General features: G+C 66.2%; 7 protein-coding genes. 6 read left to right on the forward strand and 1 reads right to left on the reverse strand.

Annotated features, from left to right (window positions below; translation table 11 throughout):
- Nucleotides 1-177: 177 nt before the first annotated feature.
- The 4 genes from IPJ87_09240 to IPJ87_09255 all read left to right on the forward strand — a co-directional run bounded on the left by IPJ87_09240 (nt 178) and on the right by IPJ87_09255 (nt 21,752).
- Nucleotides 178-9,417, forward strand: coding sequence for a T9SS type A sorting domain-containing protein (locus IPJ87_09240; protein ID MBK7942045.1), 9,240 nt, complete (start codon nt 178-180; stop codon nt 9,415-9,417).
- 334 nt (nt 9,418-9,751) lie between these two features.
- On the forward strand, nt 9,752-13,870 hold the full coding sequence (locus IPJ87_09245; GenBank protein ID MBK7942046.1) for a proprotein convertase P-domain-containing protein: 4,119 nt from the start codon (nt 9,752-9,754) through the stop codon (nt 13,868-13,870).
- A 299-nt stretch (nt 13,871-14,169) separates the two neighbouring features.
- Nucleotides 14,170-17,379 (forward strand): T9SS type A sorting domain-containing protein, encoded by a 3,210-nt coding sequence (locus IPJ87_09250; GenBank protein MBK7942047.1) that lies wholly within the window; start codon nt 14,170-14,172, stop codon nt 17,377-17,379.
- Nucleotides 17,380-17,552: 173 nt separating this feature from the next.
- Complete coding sequence (locus tag IPJ87_09255; protein MBK7942048.1) at nt 17,553-21,752, forward strand: T9SS type A sorting domain-containing protein; 4,200 nt, start codon at nt 17,553-17,555, stop codon at nt 21,750-21,752.
- Nucleotides 21,753-21,799: 47 nt separating this feature from the next.
- Here IPJ87_09255 and IPJ87_09260 read toward each other — a convergent pair whose 3' ends face one another.
- Nucleotides 21,800-23,008 (reverse strand): DUF1343 domain-containing protein, encoded by a 1,209-nt coding sequence (locus IPJ87_09260; GenBank protein MBK7942049.1) that lies wholly within the window; start codon nt 23,006-23,008, stop codon nt 21,800-21,802.
- An 85-nt stretch (nt 23,009-23,093) separates the two neighbouring features.
- Between IPJ87_09260 and IPJ87_09265 the strand changes: the two genes are divergently transcribed.
- Together IPJ87_09265 and IPJ87_09270 are read left to right on the forward strand one after the other, a co-directional pair.
- A complete protein-coding gene (locus IPJ87_09265; protein ID MBK7942050.1) occupies nt 23,094-24,662 on the forward strand; it encodes an ABC transporter permease in 1,569 nt (522 codons plus the stop codon).
- A gap of 57 nt (nt 24,663-24,719) precedes the next feature.
- Nucleotides 24,720-26,075, forward strand: coding sequence for a pyridoxal-phosphate dependent enzyme (locus IPJ87_09270; protein MBK7942051.1), 1,356 nt, complete (start codon nt 24,720-24,722; stop codon nt 26,073-26,075).
- Nucleotide 26,076 lies beyond the last annotated feature (1 nt).

Below are 26,076 nucleotides of genomic sequence, written 5' to 3' on the forward strand. Positions count from 1 at the left end.
TCCTGAACGCGTTGCCCGGATAAAGGCCGAGTTTTCAACAATTCGACCAACAGTTCACCGAGCCCGCTTAGCTTCGGCATCGCAACGCAGGCCACCTGCTGTCCTGGCCTTCATCGGCGGCGGACCGTCGGACCAGCGTAGCATGTCTTTCACATTCCGCGCCCCAAACCCACTCCCATGCGTTCATCTCTGCTCCGTTGGCCCACGCTCCTTGCGTTGCTCCTGCTGCTTGGTCTGTTGCCATCCACACAGGCACAAACGATCACCACAGCGGGCTCCAACCCGCCGTACAACGGAGGGAACGGCGTCTCCGGGAACGGGGTGATCACCTTCGGTGTCACCAACACCTCAGGAGGGGACATCCTCTTGACGGACCTCGCCTCGTATTGGCTGGCCGCATCCATTGGCGCGAACACGACGTTGTGGGCGACGACGGTCCCGGCGTCCATGGGCGGTTCGTACTTCCCCTTCGTTGCGGGGAACTGGAGCGTGGTCGGCACCGGAACGAACCTGTCGGTGCCCGCGGATGGGATCCAGCCCACCATCTCGGGCATGACGTACCTGATCCCCAATGGGACCTCGGTGCGCTTCCTGCTGGAATCGAACCAGAACATCCGCTATAGCGGGACCGGGGTCATCAGCCCGAATACCTTCACCGTCGGAGGCGTTTCGCTTCAGTGCGGGGATGTCACCCTTCCAGGGGCTTCCGGTGTGGTCGGTTATGGAGGATTGTTCACCAATACAGGCAACATCAATCGCTACTTCACCGGCTCGGTCACGTTCATTCCGGCGACGGCCTGTTCCGGCCAGCCGACAGCGGGTACGATCAGCGGCCCACCGTTCGTGTGCAACGGCGGCACGGCCACGTTGAACGTGAACGGCAGCACGACCGGTACCGGTCTCACCCGCGAATGGTACAGCAGCAGCGTCTCCGGCGGACCCTACAGCACGTTCGTCGGCAGCGGCACCTCCGTGAACACCGGCGTGGTGACGGCCAACACCTACTACGTCTGCGTGGTGACCTGTACGGCGTCCCCGCTGCCCAACTCGGACCAGACGCCGGAGTTCTTCCTGCCGGTCACGAACGCCGGGCCTGGTGGCACCTTCACGATCGACAACTCGTTGCCGACCGCGGGGTTGAACTTCAACAACTTCACGGACGCGATCACCTACCTCAATGGGCTCTCCATCTGCGGACCGTTCACGGGGGCCTATACCTTCAACGTCACGGCCGGACATACCTTCACGGAGGACCCTCCCCTGCTGACGGCCTCGGGTGCGGCGGGCCTGCCCATCACCTTCCAGCGTTCGGGCGTTGGTGCCAACCCGGTGATCGCCGCCACAGGCGGCGCGGGCACCACGGACCATGCCTTCGGCATCCGGGGTGGCAATTACATCACGGTGGACGGGATCGACATCAATGGCGGGGCGGCCGTGGAATACGGCTACTACATCGCCAACGCGAGCGCCACGGTGTCGGCGAACAACAACACGATCAAGAACTGCACGATCGATCTGGACCGCACGAACACGAACAGCCGGGGCATCATGTGCACGAGCAGCACCACCGGCGGCGGTTTCACGCCCACGGCAGCCAGCGGTAGCAACAGCAACAACAGCTTCCTCAACTTCACGATCACCGATGTCTATTCGGGGATCTTCGTCACTTCGGGTTCGACCAGCTGGCCCGGCACGGGCAACATCGTGGGCACGGAGGCCGGCGGCACGTCGACCATCGGTGCCGACTTCGTGGGGCTGCCCACCCCGGACATCGGCGGCAGCACGACGCTGGCCTTCGGAGTGCAGTTCAACAGCCAGAGCGACGGTCAGATCTTCGACGTGACGGTGCGCAACACCGCCAGCTCGGCGGGCATCAACCGCGGCATTTCCTGGGTCGGCTGCGGTGGCAACTCGGTGGTGCATGGCAACCGGGTGTATGGCGTGCGCAACACGAGCACCACCAGCACGAGCGGCCAACGCGGGATCGATGTGGCGACCCTGACCACGGGCACGCACAACCTGCGGGTGTACAACAACTTCGTGAGCAACATCACCGGTGCCTACACCGGAGCGGCGACCACCACGCGGATGGTCACGGGGATCTACGTGTCGAACGGTGCGGCGGGAATGACCTATGAGATCGACCACAACAACGTGTCCCTGGACAACATCGGGGCGGCGAGCTATTCCACGGTCTGCCTGGACTTCATCAGCGCCACGAGCGTGAACCGTGCCCGCGGCAACACGCTGGCCAACTACACCGGCAACCAGACCGGTACGGCGGTGCACTTCGCGATCCGCACGGCGGGCACCACCACCTTCGGCGCAGCTGGTTCGGAGAGCAACTACAACAACCTGTACATCGCGAACGCCGGCAACGGTCACATCGGCCAGACCAGCGCCACGAACCGCACGCTGCTCACCGATTGGACCGGTGCGCTGACGGGCAACCCCGGCACGGATGCGAGCTCGATCGGCGCCGACCCGCTGTACGTGGACAACAACAGCGACCTGCACGTCACCGGCCCGGACAACGACGGTGCCGGTCCGATCGCGGGCCTGGCCTGGATCACGACGGACATCGACGGCGACCCGCGCCCAACGCCTGCTGACATCGGTGCGGACGAATACGCGCCCGCCAGCTGTTTCCCGCCCACCGATGTGGCGGTGAACGTGCTGAGCCCCACCAGCGCGGATGTCACCTGGACCTCGACCGGAGCCCTGAACTACGATTACGAAGTGCGCACCTCCGGCGCCGCAGGTTCCGGACCTACAGGACTGGCCTTCAGCGGTACCATCGCCGGCAGCCCGATCAACCTCCTTGGCCTGAGCGATCAGACCACCTACACGGTGTACGTGCTGTCCAATTGCCCCGGTCCCATCGCCAGCAACTGGTCCACTGGAGTGAGCTTCACCACGCCCTGCCTGCCGGTGAGCACCTTGCCGTGGACGGACAGCTTCGAGGGGGCGACGATCGACAACGGCGACCCGCTGATCTGCTACACGCGCGAGATCATCACCGGCACGGGAGCGAACACCTGGCGCACCCGGGTCACCCCGATCCGCAATAGCATCGGCCCCCGGACCGGAACGGATTACATGGCGCACAGCTTCAATGCGAACAGCTGGCTCTTCACGCCGGGCATGCAGCTCACCGGCGGCCAGACCTATGAGTTCTCGTTCTGGTACGTGCACACCGACGCGATCGCCGGACATACGCTGAACGTCGGCGTGGGCAGTGCGGCGAACGCCGCTTCGATGAGCCCGCTCGGCAGCATTGTCAACGTGGTGAACACCACCTACGAGAAGGCCGCGTACCTCTTCACCCCGGTGAGTTCCGGAGTGTACTACTTTGGCGTACAGGACGTGTCGCTCAATACGTCACCGTGGTACATCTGCACGGATGATTGGCGCGTGGGCGATCCGCCGAGCTGTCCGGCCCCGGCCTCCTTCGCCAGCACGGGCGTCACGGCCACCGAGGCCAGCTTCACGTGGGTCTGCGCCGGCTGCACCGGACCGTACTGGATCGAATACGGCGCGCCGGGCTGGACGCCTGGCACCAACGGCAGCCCCGGTGTGGGCGGCACCATGGCCGGTCCCTTCGCGGGTACCTCCGGCACGGTGACGGGCCTCACGCCCGGCACCAGCTACAGCGCGGTGGTGCGACAGGATTGCGCAGGCACCTGGAGCTTGAACAGCAACAGCGTGAACTTCGCGACCACGGCGCTGGTGAACACCTTCCCGAGCTGCCAGGACTTCGAGCTGGCGGTGAACTGCCTGCCCTCGACCTGCACCTCCGTGCTGGCCTGCACGAGCACCTCGCTGACGCCGGTGGGCTGGGAGAACTCGACCGCGGATGGCACCGGCAACTGGAGCGTGGACGAAGGAGGCACCTCCTCCACGGCCACGGGTCCGGGCACAGGCGCCGGCACCGGGCAATCGGACTACGTGCCCGGCACCACCACGGGCAACTACGTGTACATGGAATCGGGCTCCTGCGCGGGCAATACGATCATCGCCAACTCGCCGGTGTACGATGTCAGCAGCTTCGCGAACCCGAACGTGCGGGTGCAGATGGCCTACAACATGTATGGCGCCACGATGGGCACCATGGCCATCGACATCGAGGACCCCGCGGGATCGAACACCTGGACCCAGTTGTGGAGCCTGAGCGGCGACCAGGGCCAGGGCTGGTTCCTGACCCCGACGCTGGACCATGCCTACACGGGCACCCAGGTGCGCTACCGCGTTCGCGGCATCTCGGGCAGCAGCTTCACCAGCGACATGGCCTTCGACTACTTCTGCGTGAGCGAGGGCCCGGCCTGCACGGCACCCACGGCCACCACGGCCATCGTGGAGAACTGCCTGGCGGGCACCTTCACGGTGGAGGTGACGGTGACCAGCACCGGCGACGGTGCCACCGTGGACCTGGTGAGCGACCTGGACGGTGTGGAGCACGCCGCAGTGACGGCGAGCCCCACGCCCTACGTGATGGGCCCCTACACCGTGGGCCAGACCGTGGTGATCACCATGGAGCATGAGAACAACGTGGACTGCAACGTGGGCCTGGGCAGCTTCGCCAGCCTGTGCCCGCCTGTGGTGAACACGTTCCCGTATTGCGAGGACTTCGAGGGAGCGACGCTCTGCCAACCCTCGACCTGCACCTCCGTGCTGGCCTGCACGGGCACTGCGCTGGAGGCCGTGGGCTGGGACAACAGTGAGGCGGACGGCACCGGCAACTGGAGCGTGGACGAGGGCGGAACGACCTCCACCGCCACCGGTCCCGGCAATGGATCGGGCAGCGGCCAGCCGGACTATGTGCCGGGCACGTCCACAGGTAATTATGTGTACATGGAATCGGGCTCCTGCGCGGGCAACACCATCGATGTGCTGTCCCCGGTATTCGACGTGACGGGCATGGTGAACGGCAGCATCCGCGCCCGGATGGCCTACAACATGTACGGCGCCACCATGGGCACCATGAGCGTGCAGATCGAGGATCCCGCGCTGAGCAACAACTGGACGACCCTGTGGACACTGAGCGGTGATCAGGGCCAGGGCTGGTTCCTGACACCGAACATGGACCACGTGTTCACGGGACCGGCAGTGCGCTACCGAGTGCGCGGCGTGTCCGGCACAAGCTTCACGAGCGACATGGCCTTCGACTACTTCTGCGTGCGACCCACCCCACTGTGCACGGACCCGGTGGCGACGGTGACCGGCGCCACTCCGGACTGCTCGACCAACAGCCTGACGGTGGGCGTTGAAGTGACGAGCATCGGCTCGGCCACCAGCGTGGCGGTGGAAGCGTCCATCAACAACGGCCCGTACACCACGGTGTGCTCGCTGAACGCTTCGGGCCTGTGCAACATCGTGGCCGGATCGGCCGATGTGGTGGCCGTGCGCGTGCGTAACGAGCAGGATGGGGACTGCCTGATCGACCTCGGCGAGTACGATGCCGGGGCCCTGAACTGCATCACCTGCGGCGCAGCGGCCACCAACGAGACCTACTGCTACGTGGCCAGCGACAACAAGAGCTGGCTCTATTCCAGCCAGGGCAGCGGAACCCTGCGGCTGTTCTTCACCCGCGGCACGATCGAGACGAGCAACTTCGACGACCTGATCATCTACGACGGGCCGGACAACACGTACCCGGTGCTTTTCGCCAACCCGGCCAATACAGGCAACCTGGGCCCGGCGGGCAGCGGCATCCTCACCACCGATCCGGACTTCTTCGCAGTGGATGTGACCGCCACGGGGAACTTCATCTTCATGACCTTCACGAGCGACGGCAGCGTGCAGTGCGCCACCAGTGCCGTGTACGACCCCTGGGAGTGGACGGTGGTCTGCTTCGACTGCACCTTCCCGACGGCGACGGCCACGGTGAACGACAACTGCGGTGCGGGCACCTTCACCATCACGGTGGATGTGACGGACGCCACGAGCTCGGGTGCGGTGGACATCGTGACGGATTACGTGGGCGATACGGAGCCGAGCGGCGTGGGCGTGGGCCAGTATGTGCTGGGCCCCTACCCCAACGGCACCATCGTGGACGTGACGGTGCAGCACCCCACCGAAGCCTTCTGCACGATCACCCGGTCCGACCTCACCAGCTGCTGCAACGCCACCTGTGCGGGTGCACTGCCCGCTGTGGTGGGCACCAACAGCCACGGCCCCATCAACTGCGGCACGGCCACCAACGCCCTGGTGAACGGCACGGTGCCGACCGGTGCGCGCTGGTGGAGCTACACCCTGCCGGCCGACGGCAAGGTGCGCGTGAGCTCGTGCAACCCGCCCAACACCACCAACGACGACACCTTCGTCACGATCCACGAGGGCACGTGCGGGTCGTTGGTCCCCTACGGTGGGGACGACGATGGTTGCACGGCGTTCAACTTCGCCTCGGACGTGACCTTCACCGGTGCCGCCGGACAGACCTTCTACATCGAGTGGGACAACCGCTGGAACGACAATGGCCACGACTGGAACCTCGAGTTCACCGCCTGCACACCTCCGGCGAACGACCTGTGCAGCAGCGAGAACCCGGCGGCCAGCCCGCTGAGCATCGGTAGCCCGCTGGTGTTCACCGGCACCCGCGACTGCGCCACCAAGGACGGCACGCTGAGCAACATCCGCTTCTGGGACGGCGTGGACGAGGACGTGAGCGGCTGGGTGTGGGAGAGCTTCCTGCTCACCGAGTGCGCCAACGTGCAGATCAACTACTGCGGTTCGCCGCTATCGGGTGTGGTGGCCCTGAACATGTACGGCGACTGCGGCAGCCTCTTCGTGAACTCACAGAGCTACGACTTCACCACATGTGCACCGAACGCCACGATCAACTTCGCGAATCTGGCACCCGGGGCCTACTACTACCCGGTGCTCTGGGATGCGCGCCGTGCGAGCGGGGCATACACCCTGAACGTGATCGCCACGGCCCCGACGATCCCCTGCGTGGCGAACATCGTGTGCAGTGGCGCCATCCCGCTGAGCTGCCCCGGTTCGGTGATCGGCAATACGGACAACAAGCTGCCCACGCTGCCTGCCAACGCCTGCCCCTTCACCAACAGCGCGGTGAGCGGTGGTTCGCTCTGGTACACCTACACGGCCGCCTCCGATGAGAACATCATCCTCAGCACCTGCGGCGCCGGCACCGCGTTCGACACGCGCATCAGCGTGTTCACCGGTCCGGACTGCAACACCCTGAACTGCTACACGATGAGCGACGACTTCGGCGGCGCCTGCACCACGCGGAGCCAGTTGGAGTTCTTCGCGCAGAGCGGCCAGACGTACTACATCGCCGTGCACAGCCCCTCGCCCTTCGCCGACGGCCAGTTCGAGCTTCAGATCGGTTGCGGTGCCGTATGCCCGCGCCCGGCCAACGACGATTGTAACAACGCCCAGGGCATCATCAGCTATCCGCAGGACGGCAGCGGCATCTCCACCGTGGGTGACAACAGCTGCGCACAGAACGATGCGTACACGACGTGCACCCCGGTGCTGAACAACCAGGGCGTGTGGTACAGCTTCTACAGCGGTCCGAACACGATCCACCGGATGGTGCTGCTGGGCAGCGCCCAGAGCGGCGGCCTCACGGCCAGCCAGTTGAACTATGCCCTCTTCAGCGGCAGCTGTGGCAACCTGGGCGCCACCGGCCAGGTGGTCTGCGTGCAGGATGGTGACGGGTACGACATCCCGCTCACGGGCCTGACGACCGATACGGATTACCTCCTGTACATCTACAACCCGGGCAGCACGGGCTTCGAGGGCACCTTCGAGGTGCTGCTGGAACACCCGGGTGTGAACGATGCGGGCATCACCGACATCATCTCGCCGACCGGTCTGGTCTGCTCCTCGTTCCTGGCCCCGAAGGTGGCGCTCACCAACTTCGGCGAGGCCACCCTCACCAGCGTGGACATCGTGTATGACCTGAACGGCGGTGGTCCGAACCAAGGGCCCTTCACCTACACCTGGACGGGCAGCCTGCCCTACGAGGACACCCTGGTGGTGGACCTGCCCGGCTTCACGGCCCCATATGGCACGCATACGCTGAACGTGACGGTGCAGAACCCGAACGGTATGGCGGACGAGATCGCCATCAACAACAGCTTCAGCGAGCCGAACATCGACGTCACCGGCGAGACCGTGGTGGTGGAGATCACCACGGACAACGACCCGAGCGGCATCTACTGGGAGATCCAGGACCAGGCCTTCCAGACCGTGGCCCTCGCACCGGTGTACAACACGGGCAACACCACCGAGACCGTGCCCACCTGCCTGAGCACGCTGAACGGCAACTGCTTCAGCTTCTACCTGTTCGACTTCCTGGGCAATGGCCTCAGCGGCACGGGCAACGGCAATGGCAACTGGCGCCTGCGCACCACCGATGGCCGCACCCTGCTGGGCGACGACTTCAACGGTACGATCAACGGTGTGCTGAGCCCGAACAGCCCGCCGGCGACGGCCGGTTATGTGAGCGGCCACGAGTTCTGCCTGCCCCCGGGCCCGAGCCAGCCTCTGGCGGCCGAGTGCGGGGTGTTCACCAACCTGCTCCAGAGCAAGGTGTTCACCAGCATCGTGCCCGGCGTCACCACCTACCAGTTCGAGTTCTCCGACCCCGACGCCGGATTCCGTCGCCGTATCGCGGTGCCGCGCAACTGGGTGAAGTTCTCCGAGATGGTGACCAGCCCGCTGCTGCCCGGCGTGCGCTACTTCACCCGTGTCCGGGTGGACCAGGGTGCCAGCGGCTTCGCCGATGACCGGTTCGGCACGGGCTGCGAAATGGGTCTGGATCCGACCGCCGTGCCGGGCTGCACCGGCCTGGTGGACGACATCGGCTTCCCCGCCCACAGCTGCGGCGTGATCAAGACCTTCGGCGGGTCCGACAAGGTGTTCGCCCAGCCCGTGGTGGGCGCCACGCAGTACCGCTTCCGCTTCGTGAACGCGGGCGAAGGCTACCTGCGCACCATCGTCCGTCCGAACTACATCTGCCCGCTGAACTGGGTGACCCTGCCGCTCGTGAACGGCAGCACCTACGACGTGAGCGTGGAGGTGTTCTACGCCGGTCAGTGGAGCGGCTACTGCGGCCCGGTGTGCCAGGTGACCATCCTGAACCCGCCGGCCATGGCCCAGCAGCGTGATGCGGAGGTGGTGACCAACAGCGGTCTGCAGGCCTGGCCGAACCCGGTGCGCGACGGCGCAGTGAACCTCCGCCTGGACGGCCTCACGGCCGGCACCCAGCGCGTGAGCCTGGAGGTGTACGACCTCACCGGCAAGCGCGTGGTGGCCCAGGACATGGAGAACAGCGGCCCCGTGTTCAACACGGTGCTTGACCTGGATGGCTTCGCCGGTGGCGTGTACATGGTCCACCTCAACGTGGACGGTGCCGATCATCAGCAGCGCATCAGCGTGGTGAAGTAGCCCCGCTGACCGACCTTAAGCGAAAGCCCCCCGCCGGAGCGGGGGGCTTTTCGCGTTCGGGGGGGCAGGGGCTGTTGATAAATCAAAGCGACCAACGGCGCTATCCGGACGACGAATTCGGGGTTAACCCTTGTCGATCGGCAAACGATCCCTACATTTCACGTCCCGATCACATCCCCGTCCCAACGGACCCATTGCCGCACATCCTGAACCGACCTCCGGCCCTTGGGCCGGCCCGAACGAACACGCTGACCAGCCTGCGGGCTGCACCCACCGGACGATGGCCCGGCACCGCCACATCCACGAACCGAACCTCAACCAAAACCCTTCATCCATGAATTGTCGACCCTACTCGACATCGCCCCGGCGCCAGCGCTGGTGGCAACGTGGTGCCCTCGCTTTGGGCACGGTGGCACTGCTCGGCCTTCCCGCCGCTCAGGCCCAGTTCGTCATCATCGGCACGGACGCCGCCACCACCGCCGGCAGCGGCAGTGACCCGGTTGATGACTACTTTAATTACATGCGCTACCAAACGGTGTACACCGCCGCCCAGCTCAGCGGTGCCGGTATGCCGGCCGGGGCGCAGATCACGGGCCTCGGCTTCTCGGTGATCGAGGACAACGGCCCGGCCTTCCCCGCCTACACCATCCGGATGGCCCACACCGCGGCCACCAACAGCGCCGCTCACAATGCGGCCGCGCTGACCACGGTGTTCGGTCCGGCGAGCTACGATGCGGTCACCACCGTGGCCGGCTCGCATGACATGATCACCTTCAGCAGCAATTTCACCTGGAACGGCACGGACAACATCCTGGTGGACATTTGCACGGGCTCCAGTTCAATGGCCTTCGCCACTCCCTACGGGGGTGTGCGCGCGGCCACGCTGACGAGCGGTTCCCGGTATGTCCGCTGCGACGGCTGCGGCAGCCAGTGCGGGGTGAGCACGACCTCGACCAACGGCAACCGTCCGCAGATCCGCTTCAACTACACGGCCTTGAGCTGCACGCAGCCCGCCGCCGGCGGTACGGTGAGCGCGTTCTCCTGCGCCAGCCCGAACTACACCGTGGACGTGAACCTCACGAGCCTGGGCGACGCGCCCAACGTGGACATCGTGAGCAGCGTGCACGGCATCATCGCCGATGACGTGACCACCCTGACCGTCTACACCACGCCTTCCACGCCGTGGGGTACCCCGCAGACCATCACCGTGGTCCACAACGGGGACAACACCTGCAACTACGTGGTCGGCACCTATAACCAGAACGACCGGGACAACACCTGCCATACGGCAGGCACCTACCCCATTCCGGACAACGGCTGTGCAACATTGACCTATCAGGACCTGTCCTTCTGCGTGACCGACCCAGGCACGGTCCTGGGCACGGATGTATATGTGAACAGCGTGGACCTGATCATCGCCCACACGTGGAACGATGACATGGACATCCAGCTGATCAATCCGAACGGCACCGCGGTGAACCTGGTGCTCGACCGCTTCGGCAGTGGCGACAACCTGGGCGATCCGTCCTTGTGCCCGGGTGGCCTCTTCACCCTGCAGGCAGGCGGTGCGGCCCTGACGAACACCGCCACCAGCAACGTGGTGGGCACCTTCACCCCCGAGCAGCCGCTGAGCACGCTGCACGACGGCAGCGACCCCAACGGCGCCTGGACCCTGCGCGTATGTGACGACACCAATGGCGACTTCGGCGATGTGCGTTTCGTGAGGGTGAACCTGATCCCCTGCCTGCCGCCTACGGCCACCCCCAGCAGCACCAACGACTGCAGCACGAACACCTACACGGCCAGCGTGAACGTGACCGCCTTGGGCACCAGCGCCAGCGTGGACATCACCAGCAGCGTGCACGGCACCCTGTTCACCGGTGTGGGCACGGGCAGCTACAACAGCAACCCCACGACCCTGGGCACGCCCGAGACCATCACCGTGGTGGCCACGAACCCCGCGTGCAACCTCACCTTCAACTTCACCAACGCGGATAACGACGAGGTATGCCACACGATCGCCGCTTTCCCGGTGAGCAACACCTTCCCCATCACCAACGTGCCGTTCTGCGTGAGCGACCCGGGCACGGCCTTGGGTACGGACGCCTTCGTGCAGAGCGTGGACCTGATCATCAGCCACACCTGGAACGATGACATGGACATCCAGCTCATCAACGCGAACGGCACCATCGTGAACCTGGTGTTCGACCGGTTCGGCAGCGGCGACAACCTGGGCGACCCGGGTTTGTGCCCCGGTGGCCTCTTCACCCTGCAGGCGGGCGGTGCGGCCCTGACGAACACCGCCACGCCCAACGTGGTGGGCACCTTCACGCCCGAGCAGCCGCTGAGCACCCTGCACGACGGCAGCGACCCGAACGGGACCTGGACCCTGCGTGTGACGGATGATACCGGTGGCGATGACGGCGGCGTGCGCTACGTCGCTGTGAACATCGTGCCTTGCGAGGCGCCGGTGGCCGGTGGCCAGACCATCGTGCCGGCCTGTGGCACCAACGAGTACTTCATCGACGTGAACCTCACGAGCCTGGGCAGCAGCGCCAGCATCGACCTCACCAACAGCTACGACGCGAACGTGGTGACGGCCAATGCGACGGGCGTGTGGCAGGTGGGCCCCTTCCCCACCGGCACCACGGTGATCGTGACGCTGGAGGCCTCGAACCCGCTGTGCAACGTGAACCTGGCGCCGCAGACCTACAACTGCCCGCCGCCGAACGATGATTGCACGGGCGCCATCGCGGTGAACTGCAACAGCATCACCAACGGCAACACGCAGTTCGCCACCATCGATGCCGTGGGCACCTGCACCACGACACTGAACACGGCCGGTGGCGTGTGGTACACGGTGACCGGTACGGGCGGCGAGATCAAGGTGGCCCTGTGCGGATCGGCCTACGACACCAAGCTGGGCGTCTTCACGGGCACCTGCGGTTCGCTCGTTTGCCTGGAAGGCAATGACGACGACAACGGAACGAACGGCATCAATGTCTGCTCCAACGACCTGCACAGCAGCCTGAGCTTCCCCAGCACGAGCGGCACCACGTACTACGTGCTGGTGACCGGCTTCAGCACGAACGTGGGCGCCTTCAGCATGGAGGTGACCTGCGCGGGCAACAACGTGCCCCCGTGCGTGGACAACAGTGTGACGCTGGAGCTGCAGACGGACGGCTTCGCCTCTGAGACCAGCTGGAACATCGTGCCCTTCGGCAACACACTGCCGGTGTGCAGCGGCTCGGGCTACCCGGACAACGCGGTGGTGACGGCGGACTGCTGCCTGATCGACGGGTGTTATGACCTGAACGTGTTCGACAGCTTCGGCGATGGCATCCTGGCTCCGGGCGGCTACCGCCTGTGGGCCAATGGCGTGACCGGTCAGCGCATCATCGACAACTGGAACGACGGTGACGACTTCACCAGCGTGAGCAGCGCGGCCTCGCCGTTCTGCCTGCCGCTGGGCACGGACCAGCTGCTGTTCAGCAGCTGCGACCGCGAGGACTGGACCCCGAACGAGTTCGTGGTGGCGGCCGAGAACGCGGCCGTGAGCGCCGAGTGGACCGTGGGTGACCAGACGGACGATGGTTACCAGTTCTGGTTCTTCAACCCCGATGGTGGCTACAACCGCCGCATCTTCCGCAACCACGCCACCAGCGGCGGCTTCGGTCCCCCGAGCGCCACGCGTGCGTGCCATGTGAAGATCAGCAGCATGGTGACCAGCCCGGTGCCATACGATGTGCTGCTGAACGTGCGCGTGCGCAGCCGTGTGAACGGTGCGTACAGCGAGTTCGGCCCCGCCTGCCGCTTCCTGATGCCGAGCACGCCTCCGGCCTGCCCGACCACGAGCCTGGTGAACAACCCCGGCAACCCGAACTTCAGCTGCGGGGTCACCCGCACCTTCGGCGGATCGGGCAAGGTGTACGCCAACCCGGTGGCCGGGGCCAACAAGTACCGCTGGCGCTTCGAGCGTGACGGCGGCGGCTTCACCCGCGTGATCACCAGCAACACCGCCACCCTGGTGCTGAACTGGCTGACGCAACCGCTGGTGGACGGTGACACCTACAACGTGACGGTGGCGGCCAGCTTCGACAACGGAGCGAACTACTGCGCCTACGGCCTGAGCTGCCAGGTGACGATCGACAACACGCCCGGCGCCCAGCCGCGCGCGATGGAGACCGCCAGCGGCTTCAGCCTGTATCCGAACCCGAACCGCGGCGACCAGGTGGTGCTGAACATCACCGACCTGCCCGAGAGCGAGGTGCTGGTGACCGTGGACATCGTGGACGTGTTCGGCAAGCGCGTGATGAGCCTCACCGAGGGCGCCCAGAACGGCAGCCTGAACCTGGTGCTTGCGCTGGACAACAGCTTGGCCAGCGGTATGTACACCGTGCAGGTGACCGCAGGCGAACAGACCTTCACCGAGCGATTGGTGATCAACAAGTAAGGAGCTCCGCTCCTGCTGAAGGGGAAGCCCCGGCCGATGGCCGGGGCTTCTTCATTCCCGGGCGGGTATCACGAGATCCTGGGAGAAGCGACGAGGGGCACGTTCTACACAAGCTCCTCACGTCCAGGATATTTCAACCCGATCGAGCGAACCAGGATCCGGTCTTGTCGGGTTTATCAACCGTTTCGTCGGAAAAAATGATCCTTCCGTCGACGAATCCTCTTGACAGCAGGGTGAGATCGTGGCCAGTTTTGTCGACCGGTTACGACAATCGATCGGACCGGAACAACCGAACTCCCATGGCACACATCGAACTCCGTACCCGACCGGTGCTCCGGTCCTTGCGGTCGCTGCTGGCGATCGCCGCGTGGCTGCTGCCCAGCTTGTGGGCCACAGCGCAGGTCGCACAGACCTTCAACTCGTCCGGCAGCTTCACCCCGCCGGCCGGTGTCACCCAGGTGGTGGTGGAATGTTGGGGTGGTGGCGGCCGCGGTGGTACGCGCACCACGAACGGACAAGGCGGCGGCGGCGGCGGCGGGGCCTATTCCCGCGCGCTGGTGGCGGTGACCCCGGGCACGCCTTACACGGTGACGGTGGGTGACGGCAGCACGGGTACCGGCCCCGGGGGCGACTCCTGGTTCGGTACTGCGGGCACGGTGATGGCCCAGGGCGGCAACAGCTGCGGCAACAACAGCTCCACGGGTGTTTCGGGCGGCACGGCCGCAGCGTCGGTCGGCTTCGTGAAGTTCGACGGCGGCAACGGCGCGAACGGCGGCAACATCTTCATCACCCGGTGGGGCGGTGGCGGTGGCTCGAGCGCCGGGTATGGTGCAGCTGGCGCGAACGGTGTGCTCGGCACGGGCGGCACCGCGCCCGCAGGCGGCGGCAACGGTGGGAACGGCCCCACCAGCCAGGCCAACGGCGCGGCCGGCACCGTCCCAGGTGGGGGCGGTGGCGGTGCGGTCCGGACCAGCAGTGGCACCCGCACGGGTGGCGCCGGAGCCGATGGTTTGGTGATCGTCACCTACTACGACCCCGGTGTCTGCATCAGCGGCACGAACGGCTTCAACAGTATCCCGGACAATGCCTGCGGGGCCAGCCAGTTCATGCACGCCCCGATGCCGGTGACCGGCCAGCCCACCACCCTGGGCACCAACCCCGGCAACGCGCGCCTCACCAGCGTGGAGCTGATCGTGGCGCACACCTTCAACAGCGACTTGCGCGTGTCGCTGACCACCCCGGGTGGCCAGACCCGCAACCTGATCCTGAACCGCTTCGGTAACGGTGACAACCTGGGCAACCCGGGCGCCTGCCCCGGCACGGTGCTCACCCTGGCCGATGGTGGATCCGCCTTGGTGAACACCAACACCAGCAACGTGGCCGGCACCTACCAGCCTGAGCAGACCCTGGCCGGCTTCACCGGCGACCCCAATGGGGCCTGGGTGCTGAACATCTGCGACAACGCGAACTCCGACGTGGGCCGCCTGGTGATGGCGCGTCTGAACTTCTGCACGGTGCCACTGATCACGAGCTTCGGGTCCAACAGCCCGATCTGCGCCGGCCAGACCCTGACCTTGACCTCCGCCGCCACGGGCAGCCCGGCGCCGACCTTCTCCTGGTCCGGCTCCGGAACCTTTGCACCGAACACCACCAGCGCGAACGTCTCGGTGACCGGTGCGTCCACAGGCAACTATACGGTGACCGTCAGCAGCAGCTGCGGCTCGGCCCAGCAGGTGATCCCGGTGACGGTGAACCCGCTGCCCACGATGAGCTGCCCGGGTAACATCACCGGGATCTGCAGCGCGGACGCGCCCTTTGTGCTCGGCGGCGCCACGCCCCTGGGCGGCACCTACAGCGGCACGGGTGTGAGCGGTGGCAGCTTCGACCCCGGCGTGGCCGGAGCGGGCACGCACACCATCACCTACAGCTACACCGACGGCAACTCCTGCTCCAACAGCTGCACCTTCACCATGGATGTGACGCTGGCCACCACGTGGTACAGCGACCTGGCGGACGGCGACGGCCTGGGCGATCCGGGAAGCCCGCTGCTGGCCTGCAGCCAACCGGTGGGTTACGTGGCCGACAACACGGATGGCTGCCCTGCGGTGAGCGGCACGGTGGGCAGCGCGTGCAACGACGGCAACCCCTTCACCAGCGGCGACGTGCTGAACGGCAGCTGTGTGTGCGCCGGCACCCCGGCCCCCTGCACCAACTGGAACCTGGCGATCGCCACGGACGCCAACGGCGGCGACGTGAGCTGGCAGCTGAAGGACGCCAACAGCCCCTTCATCCTGGCCAGCGGCAGCGGCCTGGCCAACAACACCACGGTGAACAGCTCCTTCTGCGTACCGGTGGGGGCCTGCTTCGAGCTGACGGTGAACGATGCGGGTGGCAACGGCATCGCGGGTGGCGGCTGGGTGCTCACCAACGACCAGGGCGAGCGCGTGATCGACAACACGGGCAACGGCGGCTGCTTCGGCAGCAGCAGCACCTCGGTGAACGAGAGCGTGTGCAACGCCGTGGGCACGGACAAGCTGATGTTCAGCGACTGTGACAAGGAGGACCACCAGCCCGGTGGCAACGTCTTCGCCAGCGAGAACCCGGCGGTGAGCGCCCAGTGGGGCCTCGGGAACCAGGCGGACGACGGCTACCAGTTCTGGTTCTACGACCCCTGCGGTGGCTACAGCCGACGGATCTTCCGCAACCACGCCACCAGCGGCGGCTTCGGCCCGGCCAATGCGCAGCGCGCGACCAAACTGGCCCTGGCCAGCATCGTCACCAACCCGTTGCCGCAGAACACCCTGCTGAACGTGCGGGTGCGGAGCCGGGTGAACGGAGTGGACAGCAACTGGGGTCCGGCCTGCCGCTTCCGCATCGCCACGGTGGCCTGCCCGCAGACCAAGCTGATCGACACGCCGAACCACATCAACTACAGCTGCAATGTGACGCGCAGCTTCGGCGGCAGCGACAAAGTGAGCTGCTTCCCGGTGGCCGGCGCCAACAAGTACCGGTTCCGGTTCGAGAACGCCGGTGAAGGCTACCTGCGCAACGTGACCAGCAACAGCGCCACGCTGGTGCTCAACTGGTTGACCCTGCCCCTGCAGAACGGCGTGAGCTATGACGTGCAGGCGCAGGCCAGCTTCGACGGCGGCCTTACCTACTGCCCGCTGGGCGCCACCTGCGTGGTGACCATCCTGAACCCGCCCGGCCAGAGCGGGCAGCGTGCGCTGGAGGTCACCGCCGGGGTTGACGAGCTCGCGATGTGGCCGAACCCCACCGCGGACGGCGCCTTCGACATCCGCTGGAGCGGTCTGCCAGAGGGCGTGAGCACGGTGGAGCTTGCGGTGATCGACCTGAGCGGCCGCGTGATGGTGCAGTTGCAGCTGCCTGTGGCCGATGGCCTGCTCACCGGCCGGATCGTCCCGGACGCAGTGCTGACCAGCGGGCTCTACTTCGTCCGCCTCACGGCGGGCGAGCTGCAACGCACGGAGCGCCTCGTCGTGCGCTGAGCAGCGGAACCACGAACAGCGAAGAGCCCCGGCCGAACGGTCGGGGCTCTTCGCATCCACGGGGTGAGCCACCGTGTCGAAACCCGGCCTGGTCCGCCGGCGTAGAAGGCCTGCCCGGAGGACCCATGCCCGCTCGGCATCACCGGTCCACGGAACACGCAAACCCGCCTGCCATGGCACACATCTTCCCCGTTGAACCCCGGTCGCATCGTTACCTCCGCCTTGCCTTGCTGCCGGCCATCCTGGCCCTGGTCAGCATCCCGTGGAACCTGGCGGCCCAGGTGTCCACGAGCTACACCTTCAGCGCCTCCTCTGGCTCCTACAGCGAGATCAGCGGCGGTACGCAGCTCTGGGGTGGCTTCAATGGCACGTTCGATGACCAGGTCTCCAGCGCACAGACCATCCCGTCCTTCAACTTCAACGGCACGGCCTACACCGAGATGTACGTCTCGGCGAACGGGTTCATCACCTTCGGTTCGGCGCCGTCCGGTACCAACTACACGCCGTTGAGCAGCGGTGAGAGCTATTCGGGTGCGATCAGTGCGTTCGGAGCGGACATCGAGAACCGGAGCACGAGCTTCACTACACGGACCGTCCGTTGGCAGACCGTCGGCAACGAAGTGATCGTGCAGTGGAAGAACGCACGCCGGCAGGGCGAGAGCGAGTACTTCGACTTCCAGATCCGCTTGAACACGAGCACGAACGCGATCGTGATCGTCTATGGACCCCGGAGCACGCCGGACAATGCCACCTCCAACCAACCCCAAGTGGGCCTGCGGGGAGCGAACAACCTGCTCCTGAGCAACCTGAACAACCGGCGCGTCGGCACCGGCAGTGAGACCTGGGCGAACCCGCTGGCCGGGAACGCCTTCAGCAATACGATGCGGTACACGGACAGCTCCCCGGCCAAGAGCTGGAGCAGTGGACAGACCTATAGCTGGACCGCCTGCACGCCGCCCACGGTGAGCGTGACGCCGTCCGCTCCGTCCTATTGCCCGGGCGGCAGCGTGGCCTTGACCGCCTCCGGGGCCAACGCCTACACCTGGTCCCCGGCAGCGGGCCTCAGCGCAACCACCGGAGCCAACGTCACAGCGAACCCGACCAGCACATCCAGTTACACCGTAAGCGGCACCAACACCGGGTGTGCCTTCGCCGGGACCACGAACGTGACGGTGACCGTGCTGGATGCCCCGACCGGCGTGAGCGCGAACAGCTCGGCCGCTTCGGCGTGCGTGAACGGGACAGTGAACCTCACGGCAACGGGCAGTTATCCGGGCACGATCCTGTCCCAGAACTTCAACAGCGGCGCAGGCGGGTGGACCACGACGAACAGCTCCACGGGCGGAACCCCGGCTGACGCCGCCTGGACCTTGCGTCCGAACAACTACTTCTACAACGCGAGCTCCGGCTCCGACCCCACGTTCAGCAGCAATGATGGCAGCCAGTTCTACCTGAGCAACAGTGATGATCAGGGCAGCGGCGGCATCACGGCCACCACGCTCGTATCGCCGTCGTTCAGTCTGGTCGGCTACACCACCGCTTCACTGAACTTCTACCACCACTATCGGTTCAACTCGGGCGCTTCGGACCGCGCCTACGTGGATGTGTCCACGGATGGCACGAACTACACCAACTTGGTGACGTACAGCTCCACGCAGGGCAACTGGAACGCCTTCACGCAGGCCAACCTGAACCTGAACAGTTACGCGGGACAGCCGACAGTGTATGTCCGCTTCCGCTATGCCGCCACCTACGACTGGTGGTGGGCGGTGGACAACGTGAGCATCACGGGCGTGGGCAGTGCCCCGTTGACCTGGGGATGGACCTCGACCCCCAGCGGATTCACCTCCAGCGTGCAGAACCCGAGCGGCGTGGTGGTGACCCAGACGCGCACCTACACGGTGACGGCCACAGCGCCGAACAGCTGCACAACACAAGCAACGACCGGGACCGTGACGGCCGTCCCCGCTCCGAACGCCGGCACCAACGGAACTGTGACCGTCTGCAGCATCGACGCGCCGGTCAGCCTGTTCGCCCAGCTGGGCGGCACGCCGGACGGTGGCGGCATCTGGAGCGGGCCCAGCCCGGTGGTGGGCGGCAACTACGATCCGGCCACGATGAACCCCGGGGTATACACCTACACGGTGAGCGCGCCGCCCTGTGCGAATGCACAGGCCACGGTCACCGTCACGGAGAACACCGCTACCACCTGGTACGCTGATGCGGATGGCGACAGCTTCGGCGACCCCGGCGTGACGCAGCAGGCCTGCGCGCAACCGCCCAGCTACGTGGCCAACAACTCGGACAACTGCCCGAACGCCTTCGGTCTGATCGGCAGCGCCTGCAACGACGGCAACGCCTGCACCATCAACGATGTGCTCGACGGCTCCTGCAATTGCGTGGGCACCTTCCAGGACACGGACGGTGACAGCGTGTGCGATGCGAACGACAACTGTCCCACGGTGCCGGGGCAGATCGGCAGCGCGTGCGACGACAACAACGATTGTACCCTCAATGACGTGCTCGACGGCTCCTGCAACTGCGCGGGCACCTATACGGACACGGACGGTGACGGCACGTGCGATGGTGAGGACGGCTGCCCCACGGACCCGAACAAGACCTGGGAAGGCATCTGCGGCTGCGGCAACCCCGACGTGGACGGCGACGGCGACACGGTGATGGACTGCCTGGACGGCTGCCCCACCGACCCCAACAAGATCGCGCCGGGTGCATGCGGTTGCGGTACGCCGGACACGGACACCGACGGTGACGCTACACCGGACTGCAACGACCTGTGCCCGATGGATCCGAACAAGACGGCTCCCGGCACCTGCGGCTGCGGCCAGGCGGAACCCGGATCGGCCTGCAACGACGGCAACCCCAACACCGGCAACGACGTGGTGAACGCCAGCTGCCAGTGCGTGGGCCAGCCGCTGGACTGCGCCGGTACGCCGGGTGGTCCTGCCCTCCCGGGCACGACTTGCAACGACGGCGACCCGAACACGGCGAACGACGTGTATGATGCCAACTGCGTCTGTGCGGGTACACCGACCAACCAGGTGGTGGGCCTCACCTTGAACACCGACGCTAACGGCGGCCAGACCAGCTGGGAGATCATTCCCCAGGGAGGCGGCGCGCCCCTGTGCAGCGGATCCGGCTATCCGGACAACGCCACGGTGCCTTTGAACTGCCCGCTCGCCGACGGCTGCTACGAGCTGCGCGTGATGGACAGCTTCGGTGATGGCATGACCACCGGTGGATATGTGCTGCGCGACGCCGGCAACAAGCGCATCATCGACAACGCCAATGACGGTGCCTTCGGCTCGGTGAGCCAGATCGCCAACAGCGGCGGCTTCTGCCTGCCGCTGGGTAACGACCGCATCCGTCCGAGCCGCTGCGACCTGGAGACCCTGCTGCCCACGGATTGGATCGCCGCCGACGAGAACCCCGCCGTGGACGCCCAGTTCGGTGTGGGCAACCAGGCCGATGACGGCTACCAGTTCTGGTTCTTCAACCCCGATGGTGGTTACAGCCGCCGGGTGCTGATGACCCATGCCACCAACAACTACCTCTTCCCTTGGGGCCCCGGCCGGTGCAGCTACCTGCGCCTGAGCAACCTCACCACCTCGCCCCTGCCGCACAACCAGCTTCTGAACGTGCGGGTGCGCAGCATGGTCAACGGCGTGTACACCGCGTTCGGTCCGGCCTGCCGCCTGAAGATCGACCTGGTGAACCAGTGCCCGACCAGCCAGCTGGTGAACGACATCAACAGCAACCTGCACTCCTGCGGCATCACGAACGTGGTACTTGACGGATCGCAATACCTGCACACCCAGTACGTGGCCAACGTGGTGACCTACCAGTGGGAGTTCGACGACATCAACAGTGCCTACCTGCGCCGCATCACCAGCAGCGGCAGCGCCTTGCGCCTGAGCGCCTGGGCCACCCTGCCGCTGCAGTACAACACCACCTACAACGTGCGGGTGCGGGTGAGCTACGACGGCGGAGCGAACTACTGTCCCTGGGGCACCGCGTGCACCATCACCACGGCCCCGGTGCCACCGGGCCAGGGTCAAGGACGTGGGGTGACCGCCATGATCGAGAGCCCGGTGACCGAGTTCCGCCTGTGGCCCAACCCCAACCGCGGCGATGTGGTGAACGTGCTGGCCGATGGCCTGCCCATCGAGGCCTCTACCGCCGACCTTTCCATCACCGACCTCTTCGGCAAACAGGTGTACAACGGCCAGGTGCCGGTGGCCGATGGCACCGTGCGGCAGGTGATCGACCTCAGCGGCCGCGCGGCCTCCGGGGTCTATCTGGTGGTGCTGCGCGCGAACGAGGTCGAACGCATCCAGCGCTTGGTGATCGAGTGATCCGGATGTGCTCCATGGAACCCCGGGCGATGCTCGGGGTTTCATGCTTAGGGGCCCTCCGGATACAGGAGGTAGCGCGCCCGCACCGACCGGAACGCCTCCACCGCCGGCTTCCATGAAGCCCGGATGGCCTCCTCGGTCTCGCCGCGCCGGATGCGCTCCCGCAGATCGGGGCCACCGGCCAGCTTGTCGAAGAACGGGTTGAAGAACCCGTCCTTGTCCGCTGCGGCCTGGTACATGCCGATGAGCCAGCCCAGATGCAAACGCGGATCGAGCCGGCTGTAGAAGGTGCCGTACTCGGACAGGTCCAGTCCGGTGCATTCCTGCCCCTTGAACGGGGGCTCCTTGGCGCCGGGCATCGAGCGCGGCGTGAAGCGGTACGAACCCAGCGTACAGCCGGGGAAGCCGATGCACTGGAACGGCGCATCCGTGCCACGGCCCACGCTGACCACGGTGCCCTCGAAGAGGCCCAGCGCCGGGTACAGCATCACCGCGGAGAGGTTGGGCAGGTTGGGGCTCGGGCGAACCGGAGGCGCGTAGGCCATGCGGTGATCGTACCCGGTGCAGGGGATCACCGTGAGCGCCACCTGCCGACCCTCGCCGAGCCAGCCTTCCCCGGCGATCATGCGGGCGAACTCCCCCACCGTCATGCCATGCACCAGCGGCACGGGGTGCAGGCCCACGAACGAGCGGTGCTTGGGGTCCAGCACCGGGCCGTCCACGTAGAAGCCGTTGGGGTTGGGCCGGTCCAGCACGATCACCGGCAACCCGGCGTCCGCCGCGGCCTCCATCACGTAGTGCAGCGTGCTGATGTAGGTGTAGAAGCGCACCCCCACGTCCTGGATGTCGAAGAGCAGCACATCCACGTCCTGCAGCTGCTCCGGGCGGGGCTTCTTGTGGTCGCCGTAGAGCGAGACCAGTGGCAGCCCGGTGGGTGCATCGCGGCCGTCCTTGACCTGCTCGCCGGCGTCGGCGTCGCCCCGGAACCCATGCTCGGGCGCGAACACCTTCGTCACGCGCACGCCCAGCCCCACCAGCGTGTCCACCAAGTGCACGGCGCCCACCCGTCCGGTCTGGTTGGTGACCACGGCCACGCGCTTTCCCTGCAGCAGGGGCAGGTACTCCGCGGTGCGTTCCGCTCCCACGAGCAGGGCCTCAAGATGGGGTGGAGGCAGGGGATCCACCTGGGCCGGCATCTTCGCCGAGCAGGCGGAGAGCAGCGCGAGACCCAACAGGAAGGGGAACAGCGAAGGCATGGCGGAACGATCGAGGGCAGCGATGGAATGACGTCCGAGCGGGCGCGAAAGTAGCCCGGAGGCGCCCGCCCTACCTTGCGCCGCCATGGGCCTCGCCAGCTTCATCGCGCGCCGCATCCTGGCCGATCCCGAGCGGCAGGACCGGCTCTCCCGACCGATCGTCCTCATCGCTATGATCGGTATCGTGCTGGGCATGGCCGTCATGGTGCTCACCGTGGGGATCACGCGGGGCTTCCAGCGCGAGATCCGGGCCAAAGTGGTGGGCATCGGCGGCCATCTGCAGCTCACCGCCATCGCGCAGAACGACCCCAAGGAGACACCGCGGATGGTGTTCGACCCCGCGCAGGCCGAGGCCTTGCGCGCCCTGCCCGGGGTGGCCCACGTGCAGACTTACGCCACCAAGCCCGGCATCGTGGAGACCGAGGGCGACATCGAAGGCGTGGTGGTGCGCGGCCTCGGAGGCGACCTGGACCCCACCTACCTCACACGCCATCTGGTGGAAGGCCGGCTGCCGGTGCTCGCCGCCACCGAACGGCCGAACGAGGTGCTCATCAGCGCCTACCTCGCCGACCGCATGCGCATCGCGGTGGGCGACACGATCACGATATACCTGGTGAAGGACCGCGACGACATCCGACCGCGCAAATTCACCGTGACGGGCACGTACCGCACCGGCCTCGAGCAGGTGGACCACCAGGTGGTGGTGGTGGACATCGGTCACCTCCAGCGCTTTGCCCAGTGGGGCCTGACGGCGGAGATCCTCGTCAGCGATACCACCGTCGGACGTGCACGCCTGTTCCGCGTGGAAGGCCTGGCCTTCGGCGGCGACCGCGACCACATGGTCGAGTGGCCCGGCACCGCGCTGCACGGCAAGGGACCGCACCTCATCGACCCGGCGGAGCTGGCGCACCAGGATGGACGCCTGACGCTCGTGGTGCACGATGCCAGCGGGACCATGCCCGACACCGCCTGGGTCCGGTTGAGGCCCGATGATCTCGAACGGGTCACGGACTCGTGGGGCACCAACTATCCCGTCTTCTCAAGCTACTCCGTGGAACGCGGCGGCGGCGGCGGCAGCCACCGCCGGTATGTCGGCGGCATCGAGGTGGACCTTGCCTCCTTCGATCGGCTGGACGAACTGGAGGAGGTGGTGCACGCGCAGGTGCTCGAACCGGATCAGCGGCTCACCACCGTGCGCGAGCGGAGCCCGGAGATCTTCGCCTGGCTGGAGCTGCTGGATACCAACGTGGCCGTGGTGATCGTGCTGATGGTGATGGTGGCGATGATCAACATGACCAGTGCCCTGCTCCTCATCATCCTGGAACGCACCACCATGATCGGCGTGCTGAAGGCGCTCGGGGCCACCAATGGTCAGGTGCGCCGGATCTTCCTGCTGGACGGCGCCTACATCCTCGGCCTCGGCATCCTGGGGGGCGACCTGCTGGGCGTGGTGCTGGCGCTGGTGCAGCGCTGGACCGGCTGGGTGCGCCTGCCTGTGGAGAGCTACTACGTGGACGTGGTGCCGGTGGACCTGGAGCTCTGGCCCATGCTGCTGCTGAACGCGGGCACCCTGATGGTGTGCGTGGCCGCGCTGGTGCTGCCCAGCATGCTGGTGACCCGCATCGCACCGGCCCGTGCCATCCGCTTCGACTAGGGACGTGGATCCGGTCGCCCCTACCCGACCGACGCGTCGGTCTACCTTCGCGGAGCCATGCAGATCCACGAGAACATCCTCAGCACCATCGGCAACACGCCCCTGGTGAAGCTGAACCGCATCACCAAGGACGTCGCCGCCACCGTGCTCGCCAAGGTCGAGACCTTCAACCCCGGCAACTCGATCAAGGACCGCATGGCGATCAAGATGATCGAGGACGCCGAGAAGGCAGGCCTGTTGAAGCCGGGCTACACCATCATCGAGGGCACCAGCGGCAACACCGGCATGGGCCTGGCCATCGGCGCCATCATCAAGGGCTACAAGTGCATCTTCACCACCACCGACAAGCAGAGCAAGGAGAAGGTGGACATCCTGCGCGCCTTCGGCGCCGAGGTGATCGTGTGCCCCACCAACGTGGACCCCGAGGACCCGCGCAGCTATTACAGCGTGAGCAGCCGCCTGGTGAAGGAAGTGCCCAACAGCTGGAAGGCCAACCAGTACGACAACCCCAGCAATGCCCGCGCGCATTACGAGCAGACCGGGCCCGAGATCTGGGAGCAGACCGGCGGCAAGATCGACCACCTCGTGGTGGGCGTGGGCACCGGTGGCACCATTTGCGGCACCGCGCGCTTTCTGAAGGAGAAGAACCCGAACCTCAAGGTCTGGGGCATCGACACCTACGGCTCCGTGTTCAAGAAGTTGAAGGAGACCGGCATCTTCGACAAGAACGAGATCTACCCGTACATCACCGAGGGCATCGGCGAGGACTTCGTGCCGGAGAACGTCGACCTCAGCCTCATCGACCACTTTGAGAAGGTCACCGACCGCGACGCCGCCATCTACACGCGGAAGATCGTGAAGGACGAGGCCATCTTCGTGGGCAACAGCGCCGGCGCGGCCATGGCGGGCCTGCTGCAGCTAAAGGACCACTTCAAGAAGGGCGAAGTGGTGGTGGTGATCTTCCACGACCACGGCAGCCGCTACGTGGGCAAGATGTTCAACGACGACTGGATGCGCGAGCGCGGTTTCCTCGTGGAGGAGAAGCCCACCGCCGGCGACCTGCTGAAAGGCAAGGACCTGCAGTTGCTCAGCGTGGAGGCCGAGGAGCCCGTGCTCGCCGCGATCGACAAGATGCGCAAGCACAACATCGACCAGTTGCCCGTGTTCGAAGCCGGCAAGCCGGTGGGCACCATCACCGATGCCCGCCTGTTCGATGCCATCCTGGAGGACGCCGACGTGCGGACGCAGAAGGCCCGCGTGGTGATGGGCCCGGCCCTGCCCGTGGTTCCGCCCGATGCGCACCTGGACGAGATCGCGAAGAAGCTGGGGAACGGCAGCCCGGCGGTGCTGGTGGAGCAGCCGAACGGGTACGGGATCATCACCAAGCAGGACATCATTGGGAAATTGCGGTAAC

The organism is Flavobacteriales bacterium, from assembly GCA_016713875.1.
Lineage (GTDB): Bacteria > Bacteroidota > Bacteroidia > Flavobacteriales_F > PHOS-HE28 > PHOS-HE28.

Coding starts and splice junctions, on each gene's coding strand:
- IPJ87_09260 (MBK7942049.1), bottom strand. CDS start 23,008: ATGCCTTCGCTGTTCCCCTTCCTGTTGGGTCTCGCGCTGCTCTCCGCC.
- IPJ87_09255 (MBK7942048.1), top strand. CDS start 17,553: ATGGCACACATCTTCCCCGTTGAACCCCGGTCGCATCGTTACCTCCGC.
- IPJ87_09250 (MBK7942047.1), top strand. CDS start 14,170: ATGGCACACATCGAACTCCGTACCCGACCGGTGCTCCGGTCCTTGCGG.
- IPJ87_09270 (MBK7942051.1), top strand. CDS start 24,720: ATGCAGATCCACGAGAACATCCTCAGCACCATCGGCAACACGCCCCTG.
- IPJ87_09245 (MBK7942046.1), top strand. CDS start 9,752: ATGAATTGTCGACCCTACTCGACATCGCCCCGGCGCCAGCGCTGGTGG.
- IPJ87_09240 (MBK7942045.1), top strand. CDS start 178: ATGCGTTCATCTCTGCTCCGTTGGCCCACGCTCCTTGCGTTGCTCCTG.
- IPJ87_09265 (MBK7942050.1), top strand. CDS start 23,094: ATGGGCCTCGCCAGCTTCATCGCGCGCCGCATCCTGGCCGATCCCGAG.